Origin of the sequence: Pusillimonas sp. (genome assembly GCF_035515275.1) — a bacterium.
Classification (GTDB): Bacteria; Pseudomonadota; Gammaproteobacteria; order Burkholderiales; family Burkholderiaceae_B; genus Pusillimonas.
The window spans coordinates 1-10,347 of the sequence record NZ_DATJBQ010000043.1; the positions used below are offsets into that span (position 1 = coordinate 1).

Sequence of the window (10,347 nt, forward strand, 5' to 3'; positions counted from 1 at the left end):
GCTGTCTTCGAAGCCGGGCAACGCAAGCACCCACTCGATCAGGTCGGTAAAGCGCAACTGGGCCGGGTCGACATCGGGGTGCGCCTCTTGCAAGGCTTCGACGATTTCGTAGGTGTCCGTCCAGCGCATCAGTGGTTTTCCTTGGCGTGGTTGATCGTGTACTTGGGGATTTCGATGGTCAGGTCCTGGTCAGCCACCAGGGCCTGGCAAGACAGCCGCGAGGTCGGCTCAAGCCCCCATGCACGATCAAGGTAGTCTTCTTCGTTGTCGGTGGCCTCTTCGAGCGAATCAAACCCCTGTCGAACAATGACGTGACAGGTGGTGCAGGCGCATGAAAGCTCGCAGGCGTGCTCGATTTCAACGTTGTTGTCGAGCAGGATACGGCAGATCGAAGTGCCTACCGCTGCGTCTTCTATCACAGCACCTTCGGGGCAGATTTCGGGGTGGGGTAATACGGTGATTTTGGGCATGGGGTTCCTGTTATCCGGCCAATTCGTCCAGAGTTTTGCCGGACAATGCGGCGCGTATGCTCCGATCCATGCGTCTGGCGGCGAAAGAATCGGTGGCGGCGCTTAACTCGTCGCGCATATTGCGCAGCGTGTCGACATCGTCCATAGCCAATACACGACGGGCACGCTTCATCAACTTGGCGATGAGCTCCTGCTCGTCGGCAGCAAGCAGGTCGCCATCGCTCGATAAAGCGGCCTCGATAGACTCGATCAGTTGCCGAAGATCGACCTGCTGCTCTCGTACGGCGCGTGCATGGGCGTCGCTTCCGGCGTTCTCCATGCCGGCGGCCAACATCTGCGCCACCTCATCGTCTGACAAGCCATAAGAAGGCTTGACCGATACTGCAGCTTCGACGCCGGTGCTTTCTTCGCGGGCGCCGACATGCAGCAAGCCGTCGGCATCAACCTGAAAAGTGACCCGTATGCGCGCTGCGCCGGCCACCATGGGCGGTATGCCGCGCAGCTCGAAACGCGCCAGAGAACGGCAATCAGAGACAAGATCGCGCTCGCCCTGCACCACATGGATGCTCATGGCTGTTTGACCGTCTTTGAATGTGGTGAATTCTTGCGCACGCGCAACCGGTATGGTGCTGTTGCGCGGAATGACGCGCTCGACCAGACCGCCCATGGTTTCCAGCCCCAACGAAAGCGGCGTGACATCAAGCAAAAGCCAATCGTCGGCCCCGCCTCGGTTACCGGCCAAAAGGTTGGCCTGCAAGGCCGCACCCAGCGCCACAACGCAGTCAGGGTCAAGGTCGGTAAGGGGTTCGGTGCCGAACAGCCGCCCTACCTCGCGGCGCACGATAGGCATGCGGGTAGCACCTCCGACCAGCACCACGCCTTTTATTTGCTGCGCCTCAAGTGAAGCGTCTCGCAGCGCGCGGGTGGCGGTGTCGAGCGTACGTCCGACCAACGGCTTGACCCAGGTCTCGAACTGCCCGGCGGTGACGGTATGGCTTAGTTCTTGTCCATCGGACAAGGTAGCCTGGAATACGGCCTGATCTTGTTGCGACAGCGTTTCGCGCACCTGCCGGGCAACGACCAGCAAACGCCGGCGATCGCTTTTGGGCAAGGCGGCCAAACGCGTTTTGTCAACCAACTGGGCCACAATGACTTCGTCGAAATCGTCGCCACCCAACTGGGTGTCACCGCCGGTGGAAACGACTTCAAAGACCCCTTTGGTCAGGCGCAGAATCGATATATCGAAAGTGCCGCCACCAGGTCGTATACGGCATAGACACCCTCGGCCGCGTGGTCGAGCCCATAGGCGATTGCGGCCGCCGTGGGTTCGTTAAGCAAACGCAGCACGGTCAGCCCTGCGAGCCGGCCGGCGTCGCGAGTAGCCTGACGCTGAGCATCGTCGAAATAGGCAGGCACGGTAATGACGGCACCCAGCAGGTCGCCGCCCAAGGCCTGTTCGGCGCGTTCACGCAGTACCGAAAGAATGTGTGACGACACCTCGACGGGCGTAATATCGCCCTGCACGGTTTTAAGCTTGACGCTGTTGTCACCCGAAAACTCGTAAGCTGCGCCTTCGCGCCGCGCTTCGTCCAGTGACCGGCCCACCAGACGTTTGACCGACGCAATCGTGTTGGCTGAGTCGGCAGACTGCTGCGCCCGAGCGTCATATCCGACCAACACTTGGCCGTCGGCAAGGTAACGCGCCACCGACGGCAGCAACACGCGCCCCTCGGCGTCGGGCAACACCTCGGGAACGCTGCTGCGTACGGCAGCCACCAGGGAATGAGTGGTGCCAAGGTCGATGCCCACGGCAAGTTTGCGTTCGTGAGGTGCGGGCGACTCGCCCGGTTCGGAAATTTGCAGTAGTGCCATAAATATTTGGGCCTGTGAATGCAGTAGAAACTGCCTGGACGAACTTAATTCGGCCGGTCGCGCAGTTCGTTGCGCAATGATTTTGCCTGTTCCAGCAGCTTGTCCAGAAACATCCATTCGCGCACTTTGCCGGAGGCCTGCTGAAAATCTTGCTGGCTGTCGATAAGCCGCTCGACCTGGCCCTGCAGCTCGTCGCGCGCCGTTTCAATGTCACCCTGAAGCGTTTCAGCCTGGGCAATATTACCGCCGCTGCGGACCTCGTCGAGCTGCTCACGCCATTCCATCTGGCGCAAGAGGAACCCGCCGTCCATCCGCGTATTGCTTTCGGTTTGCAGGTCGCATCCGGCTCGCTCGCATAAGTAGCGGGCGCGGGCGATGGGCGACTTCAATGTGCGATGGGCGTCGTTGATGGTCGACGCCCATTGCATGGCAACGCGGCGCTCGGCCGCGCCCGCCGTCGCGTAGCGGTCGGGGTGAACGCGCGCCGCCAGCCGACGCCAGGTGGCGTCGAGGGTATCGACATCGATGGCGAACTTTGCAGGCAAGCCAAACAGCTGAAAATAGTCTTCGCTTGCCACGCACTACACCGTGAAGGACTCGCCGCAGCCGCAAGTGGCTTTTTCGTTGGGGTTCGTAAACTTGAACCCCTCGTTCAAGCCCTCGCGCCCGTAATCAAGCTGTGTGCCATCGAGGTAGGCCAGGCTTTTGGGGTCGACGAACACCTTGACACCGTGGTCTTCGAACATCTGGTCTTGCGGATCGGGCTCGTCGACATACTCGAGTTTGTATGCCATGCCGGAACAGCCGGTGGTACGAACACCCAGACGCAAACCCAGGCCTTTGCCCCGTTTTTCGAGGTAGCGGTGGATGTGTTGTGCCGCGTTCTGAGTAAGCGTAATAGCCATGGATTTAGTCCTGATGCTTGTCTTTGTAGTTCTGGACAGCCGCCTTGATGGCGTCTTCGGCCAGAATCGAACAGTGGATTTTTACAGGTGGCAAGGCAAGTTCTTCGGCAATTTGCGTGTTGCGAATGTCGAGTGCCTGGTCGAGCGTTTTACCTTTTACCCATTCGGTAACCAGCGAGCTGGACGCAATGGCGGACCCGCAACCGTAGGTTTTAAAGCGCGCGTCTTCAATGACGCCGGCGTCGTTGACCTTGATTTGAAGTTTCATGACGTCGCCACAGGCGGGAGCGCCCACCATGCCGGTTCCGATACTGGTGTCGGATTTGTCGAACGCGCCGACGTTGCGTGGGTTTTCGTAATGGTCGAGTACTTTGTCGCTGTAAGCCATTGATTGAGCTCCTGTTTAATGCGCCGCCCACTGGACGGAGTTCAGATCGATGCCCTCTTGGGCCATTTCCCATAGGGGGGACATGTCGCGCAGTTTGCCTACGCGATCAACCAGCAGTTGAACCGCGAAATCGATTTCTTGCTCGGTGGTGAAACGCCCCAGCGAAAAACGAATGGAGCTGTGCGCCAGTTCGTCGTTGCGCCCCAGGGCCCGAAGCACGTAAGAAGGCTCGAGACTGGCCGAGGTGCAGGCCGAACCACTGGATACGGCCAGCTCTTTGATCGCCATGATCAGCGATTCGCCCTCGACATAGTTGAAACTGATGTTGAGGTTGTGCGGTACACGCTGATCCATGTCGCCGTTTACATAGGTTTCTTCAATTTGCGAAAGGCCCTTGTAAAGGCGGTCGCGCAGCGCGCGGATGCGCTCGTTTTCGGTGGCCAGTTCAAGACGTGCCAGACGGAAGGCTTCGCCCATGCCGACAATTTGATGCGTGGGCAAGGTACCCGAACGAAACCCGCGCTCGTGACCACCGCCGTGCATCTGCGCCTCGATGCGCACCCGGGGCTTGCGCCGCACGTACAGTGCACCAATGCCCTTGGGCCCATATACCTTGTGCGCCGAAAACGACATGAGGTCGACCTTGAGCTTTTGAAGGTCGATTTCAACTTTGCCGGCGCCCTGGGTGCCGTCAACGTGGAATATGACGCCGTTTTCGCGGCAGATTTCGCCCAACGCGGCGATGTCCTGGATGACGCCGACTTCGTTGTTGACGTGCATGACCGAAGCCAGGATGGTGTCCGGGCGCAGCGCCGCCTTGAAGGCTTCGATATCGAGCAGGCCGTTCTCTTGGACGTCGAGGTAGGTAACTTCGAAACCCTGGCGTTCGAGTTCGCGACAGGTATCAAGCACAGCCTTGTGCTCGGTTTTGACCGTAACAATGTGTTTGCCGCGGCCCGAATAAAAATGGGCGGCGCCCTTGATGGCCAGATTGTCGGATTCGGTTGCGCCGGAAGTCCAGATAATTTCGCGAGGGTCGGCGTTGATTAATTGCGCGACCTCGGAACGTGCCTGCTCGACGGCTTCTTCGGCATCCCAACCATAAGCATGGCTGCGCGAAGCCGGGTTGCCGAAGTTTTCATACAGCCACGGCACCATTTTTTCGACTACGCGGGGATCAACCGGCGTGGTGGCCGAGTAATCCAGATAGACCGGTCGTGAAGGGGAAGACATTAAAGAAGACTCCTAAATGCGGTACTGATCCGTGTCTTACGCGGACAGCGAGGACGTGATTTTAGCCTTGACAGGCGGTTTCATGCGAAGGGAAGCCTGAGCCTGACTGGCTTCATGCACCAGGCGCATGCGCTGTTTGTCGACCAGGTCCTGCAATGAGACCGAGTCAAGGTAGTCGACCATTTTGTGGTTAAGCGTTGTCCAGAGCTCGTGGGTCATGCACTTACTTGAATGACCGCTGCGCCCGACGTTGCAGTCTTCTTTGCCGCCACAACTGGTGGCGTCAAGCGGTTCGTCAACCGCGAAGATAATGTCGGCCACAGTGATATTGCGCGCCAGGCGGGCCAATGTATAGCCGCCTCCGGGGCCGCGCACGCTGTCGACGAGCTCGTGACGGCGCAACTTGCCGAAGAGCTGTTCGAGATACGAAAGCGATATGTTCTGCCGCCCACTGATGGCAGCCAGAGTGACGGGGCCGCTTTGCTGACGCAATGCCAGATCTATCATGGCAGTGACGGCGAAACGCCCCTTGGTGGTTAGACGCATGGTTGTTCCTTGCCAGTGCTGCAAATGCAACGCCGGGCGGCAGATGCCTGCAAGACGCAAGCACCAATACCCGACCAATTAGGTCAAGTATAGCAAATTCCCGACTGATTTGATAGGGTATGTAGCGATAAAAAAACCGTGCTGAAAAAGCCCGGTTTTTTTGGTCTGCGCACGCCAAAGGACAGCGCGGCTGCAACGCCGAACGCCGGACTAGGCTGCTTGGTATTGGGTAACCCGTTTACGAACGACTTCGAGCACACCCTGGCAGGCGTCCTCGAGGTAGTCGAGGACTTTGGAGAAGCCTTCGACGCCGCCATAATAAGGGTCGGGTACAGTGGCTTCTTCGAACTCGTTGGCGAAACGCATGAGCAGCATGAGCTTGTGGTGATACACCTTGGGGCATTGCTGCTGCAGTGCGGAAAGATTTTCCCAGTCCATGGCCAGGATCAGGTCGTACTCGCGAAAGTCTTCGGGCTTGACCAGACGGGCCTCATGTTGGGAGATGTCGTATCCACGCTTACGCGCAGCAGCCTGTGCTCGAGCGTCGGGCGCTTCGCCCAGGTGGAAGCTGTGGGTGGCAGCAGAATCGGTGCCGACAACACCAGAAAGGCCGGCTTCGTCGATCATATGACGAAAAACGCCCTCTGCGCTCGGTGAGCGGCAGATATTACCCATGCAAACGAAAAGTACCTTAGTCATAGGTGAAATTGTGAGGGAAAACCCGCAATAAGGCAATAGTTTTCCGCGCCGACGCGACCGGATTGACAAGAAAAAATCTTGCGGAAATAAGGCCTTACAAACCCGGAGGCAGCCCTCGAGGCGAATGGCCGCCACGCCGCAAACATCGTATCTATGCGGGGCAGCATCGCTTTTGCGGCATAAGCATATGACAAACTCATGACGCGGGAATGCTGCATCGCCCCCCCGTACTGCACCAGCGAACCATAAACGTTTAGTGGCGTTTTCGTTGCAACGCAGCATCAAGCGGCCGACGGCGTCAATTTTTTGTAGTTAAATTGCAACAAAAGTTACACTTTCGACGGGAGCTTGGTTTCAATCAACTTAGCAGTGCTTGCTGCTTAAGGCGGTTCAGGGCGTCGCGCGCCTGAGCCGCCTGCTCGAACTCGAGATTACGGGCATGATCGGTCATGGCTTTTTCAAGGCGACGGATCTCGCGCGCGAGCAATTTGTCGTCAGCCAGTATTTCGGGCGCAAACTCGGACTCGGGTGCGGCAACTGCCGGAGCCAGTACACCGTCGATCAGCTCGCGCACTGCCTTGTTGACCCCCCGTGCCGTAATGCCGTGCCGGGTATTGAACTCCAGCTGCTTGGCCCGACGCCTTTCGGTTTCGTCAATGGCGCGCCGCATCGAGTCGGTGATCTTGTCAGCGTACAGTATGGCCTTGCCGTTCAGATTGCGGGCGGCGCGGCCTATGGTCTGGATAAGGCTGCGCTCGGACCGCAAAAAGCCTTCTTTGTCGGCATCAAGTATGGCGACCAGCGACACCTCGGGGATGTCCAGGCCCTCGCGTAGCAGGTTAATGCCCACCAGCACATCGAACGTGCCCAGACGCAGGTCGCGCAAGATCTCAACCCGCTCGACGGTATCAATATCGGAATGCAGATAACGCACTTTCAGGCCGTTTTCATTCAGATAGTCGGTCAGGTCTTCGGCCATGCGCTTGGTCAGCGTAGTGACCAGCACCCTTTCCTGCTTGGCAATGCGAAGCTTGATCTCACCCAGCAGATCGTCGACCTGGGTTGTCGCGGGCCTGACCTCGACCTGGGGGTCGACCAGGCCGGTGGGTCGAACCACCTGCTCGACCACATTATCGGAGTGCTCGTTCTCGTAGTTGGCCGGAGTTGCCGACACAAACACCGTCTGGCGCATGCGTTGCTCGAACTCTTCCATTTTGAGCGGCCGGTTGTCCATGGCAGAGGGCAGGCGAAACCCGTAGGTGACCAGGGTTTCTTTACGTGACCGGTCGCCCTTGTACATGGCGCCCAATTGCCCCATGGTGACGTGGCTTTCATCGATGAACATCAACGCATCGGCCGGTAAATAATCAATCAGCGTCGGCGGCGGCTCGCCTGGGGCGGCGCCTGACAAATGGCGCGAGTAGTTCTCGATGCCCTTGCAAAAGCCCAGTTCTTGAAGCATTTCCAGGTCGAACCGGGTGCGCTGCTCTAGCCGCTGCGCTTCGACCAGCTTGTTTTCCGCCACAAAGAACGCCAGGCGCTCGCGTAGTTCAGCCTTGATGGTTTCAATAGCCCGCAATACGGTTTCGCGCGGGGTGACGTAATGGGAACGAGGGAAAACAGTAAACCTCAACACCTTTTGGCGAACCTTGCCGGTCAGCGGGTCAAACAGTTCCAGCGCTTCGACCTCGTCGTCAAACAAGGTGATGCGCACCGCAAGTTCGGCGTGTTCGGCCGGAAAGACGTCGATGGTCTCGCCGCGCGCACGAAAAGTACCCCGCGCAAACTCGATGTCGTTTCGCTCGTACTGCATGGTGACCAGACGCGCCAGAAGCTCTTGTCGGGGAATGGAGTCGCCCGTTCGAAGGGTAAGCACCATGGCGTGGTAGTCGCCCGGGTTGCCGATACCGTAAATACACGAAACCGAACCCACAATAATCGTGTCGCGACGCTCGAGCAGGCTTTTGGTGGCCGACAAACGCATCTGCTCGATGTGTTCATTAATGGATGAATCCTTTTCGATGAACAGGTCGCGGGCGGCCACATAGGCTTCGGGCTGGTAGTAGTCGTAGTACGAAACAAAATACTCGACGGCATTGCGCGGGAAAAACTCGCGAAACTCTGCGTAAAGCTGGGCTGCCAGGGTTTTGTTGGGTGCCAGAACGATGGCCGGCCGGCCGGTCCGGGCAATAACGTTGGCCATGGTGAACGTTTTACCTGACCCGGTCACCCCGAGCAGCGTCTGATACATAAGCCCGTCGTCGATGCCTTCGACCAGGGCATCGATAGCGACCGGCTGGTCACCCGCCGGGGGATAAGGCTGGTAAAGCTCGAACGGGCTATTTGGAAACTGCAGGAATCCGGGTGCTTTCAATGTGGCGGCCATACAAAAATGCCAGCGGGTCTTCGCTAGACATTGCTAGGGTTAACCCCTTATTATCTCATTATTACAAGCGTTCCTCGCTTTCTCATTTCCCTTCCTCTGGCAAGTCCCATTAAACATGACCTCACTTTTCGGTTCAGTCGAACTCGCCCCACGCGACCCCATTCTTGGCCTCAACGAACAATACAACGCCGACACCCGTCCGCAGAAAGTCAATTTGGGTGTGGGGGTGTACTACAACGACGAGGGACGCATTCCGCTGCTGAAGGCTGTACGCAAGGCGGAAACCGAACGCATCGAAGCCGCTGCCGCGCGCGGATACCTGCCCATCGAGGGGCTGGCTACGTACAACAAGGCCGCCCAAACCCTGCTTCTGGGCGAAGGCTCACCGGCGATTGAGTCGGGTCGTGTACTTACCGCTCAGGCACTGGGCGGCACCGGAGCCCTGAAAATCGGCGCCGACTTCTTGCGTCAGTTGTTGCCGGAATCAAAGGTCGTTATCAGCAACCCCAGTTGGGAAAACCACCGCGCGCTGTTCGAGCGCGCAGGCTTCACTGTCGAAACCTACCCCTATTATGACGCGCAAAGCCATGGTCTTGATTTTGAAGGCATGTTGGCCGGCCTCAAGGCCCTGCCCGCCCAAACCATTGTGGTGCTGCACGCGTGTTGCCATAACCCGACCGGCGTCGACCCCTCGTTCGAGCAATGGCGTGAAATCGCTGACGTGGTCAAGCAAAACAAGCTCGTGCCCTTTCTCGACATCGCTTACCAGGGCTTTGGCGACGGCCTCGAAGAAGACGCCGCGGTGGTCAGGCTGTTTGCATCACTCGACCTGACCATGCTGATCAGCTCTTCGTTCTCCAAGTCGTTCTCGCTGTATGGCGAACGCGTGGGCGCACTTACCCTGGTCACCTCCTCGCACGACGAAAGTATTCGGGTGCTGAGCCAGCTCAAGCGAGTCATTCGCACCAATTATTCGAACCCGCCCACCCATGGCGGTACGGTGGTTGCCACGGTGCTCAACAACCCCGAACTCTACGGTCTGTGGGTCCAAGAGCTCGCAGCGATGCGCGAACGTATTCATTCGGTTCGCACGCAGCTGGTCGAGAAACTCAAGGCCCGGGGCGTTGCGCAGAACTTCGACTTCGTGTTGGCTCAACGAGGCATGTTCTCGTATTCGGGCCTCACCCCCGAACAGGTTGAACGTCTAAGGGTCGAACATGGGGTTTATGCGGTCAGCAGTGGGCGCATCTGTGTGGCGGCACTTAACAGCGGCAACATCGACTACGTGGCCGACGCCATCGCAAAAGTGCTATAAGCATTTGGGCCGGCCGGTCGGCTTCAAGCCGTTGCAGTTGGCTGCAACGGCTTGATTTTTTTGGTGAATCAAAGCACAATGCGGGAACTGTACATAAACACAGGCGACACCGCGCAATGGCCATCAAGCTTACCGAACGCCAGCAACAAATTCTCGATCTCATCCGCCACGAAATTGCGCGTACCGGGTTTCCGCCCACCCGCGCCGAAATCGCGCGCTCGCTGGGCTTTCGATCGGCCAATGCGGCCGAAGACCATCTGCGCGCGCTGGCCCGCAAAGGGGCTATCGAGCTTACCGCAGGTGCTTCGCGCGGCATACGCCTGCTGGTTCCTGCTACAGGGGCCGACCCTGCAGAAACTGCCACACAGCCTTCCATGCCCGCACTGGCGCAAATACTGCTACCAGTCGTGGGGCGGGTTGCCGCCGGCAGCCCCATTTTGGCAGCCGAGCACGTCGAGCGCGAAGTTGGCGTCGAACCTTCGCTTTTTACACAAACTCCCGACTACCTGCTGCGCGTGCGCGGTCTCAGCATG

The 10,347-nt window shown here is 58.4% G+C and carries 11 protein-coding genes and 1 pseudogene; 2 read left to right on the forward strand and 10 right to left on the reverse strand.

Translation table 11 applies throughout. The annotated features are described in order from the left end of the window. The 10 genes and pseudogenes from iscX to uvrB all read right to left on the reverse strand — a co-directional run. A partial coding sequence (iscX, locus tag VL003_RS02845; protein WP_325439394.1) for a Fe-S cluster assembly protein IscX occupies positions 1 to 129 on the reverse strand: 129 nt, incomplete at its 3' end. Next, the gene (fdx, locus tag VL003_RS02850; RefSeq protein WP_325439376.1) at positions 129 to 470 is read right to left on the reverse strand and encodes an ISC system 2Fe-2S type ferredoxin; all 342 of its coding nucleotides are present in this window, start codon (positions 468 to 470) and stop codon (positions 129 to 131) included. The genes fdx and iscX, both read right to left, overlap by 1 nt. 10 nt (positions 471 to 480) lie before the next feature. Next, positions 481 to 2,342 (reverse strand): annotated as a pseudogene (gene hscA / locus VL003_RS02855) (Fe-S protein assembly chaperone HscA). A gap of 44 nt (positions 2,343 to 2,386) precedes the next feature. Continuing rightward, positions 2,387 to 2,920, reverse strand: coding sequence for a Fe-S protein assembly co-chaperone HscB (gene hscB, locus VL003_RS02860; protein WP_325439378.1), 534 nt, complete (start codon positions 2,918 to 2,920; stop codon positions 2,387 to 2,389). Between the two features lie 3 nt (positions 2,921 to 2,923). After that, a complete protein-coding gene (iscA, locus tag VL003_RS02865) occupies positions 2,924 to 3,247 on the reverse strand; it encodes an iron-sulfur cluster assembly protein IscA (protein ID WP_325439380.1) in 324 nt (107 codons plus the stop codon). Positions 3,248 to 3,251: 4 nt separating this feature from the next. Next, positions 3,252 to 3,635, reverse strand: coding sequence for a Fe-S cluster assembly scaffold IscU (gene iscU, locus VL003_RS02870; protein ID WP_325439382.1), 384 nt, complete (start codon positions 3,633 to 3,635; stop codon positions 3,252 to 3,254). Positions 3,636 to 3,650: 15 nt separating this feature from the next. After that, the gene (locus VL003_RS02875; RefSeq protein WP_325439384.1) at positions 3,651 to 4,868 is read right to left on the reverse strand and encodes an IscS subfamily cysteine desulfurase; all 1,218 of its coding nucleotides are present in this window, start codon (positions 4,866 to 4,868) and stop codon (positions 3,651 to 3,653) included. 36 nt (positions 4,869 to 4,904) lie between these two features. Next, complete coding sequence (gene iscR / locus VL003_RS02880; RefSeq protein WP_325439386.1) at positions 4,905 to 5,414, reverse strand: Fe-S cluster assembly transcriptional regulator IscR; 510 nt, start codon at positions 5,412 to 5,414, stop codon at positions 4,905 to 4,907. A 210-nt stretch (positions 5,415 to 5,624) separates the two neighbouring features. After that, positions 5,625 to 6,113: a low molecular weight protein-tyrosine-phosphatase gene (locus VL003_RS02885; RefSeq protein WP_325439388.1), complete on the reverse strand. Its 489-nt coding sequence runs from the start codon at positions 6,111 to 6,113 to the stop codon at positions 5,625 to 5,627. Positions 6,114 to 6,471: 358 nt separating this feature from the next. Then, the gene (uvrB, locus tag VL003_RS02890) at positions 6,472 to 8,487 is read right to left on the reverse strand and encodes an excinuclease ABC subunit UvrB (protein WP_325439396.1); all 2,016 of its coding nucleotides are present in this window, start codon (positions 8,485 to 8,487) and stop codon (positions 6,472 to 6,474) included. A 127-nt stretch (positions 8,488 to 8,614) separates the two neighbouring features. Here uvrB and VL003_RS02895 point away from each other — a divergent pair, with 127 nt between their 5' ends. Further along, a complete protein-coding gene (locus VL003_RS02895) occupies positions 8,615 to 9,814 on the forward strand; it encodes an amino acid aminotransferase (protein ID WP_325439390.1) in 1,200 nt (399 codons plus the stop codon). A 116-nt stretch (positions 9,815 to 9,930) separates the two neighbouring features. Then, on the forward strand, positions 9,931 to 10,347 hold a 417-nt coding region (lexA, locus tag VL003_RS02900; protein WP_325439392.1), incomplete at its 3' end, for a transcriptional repressor LexA.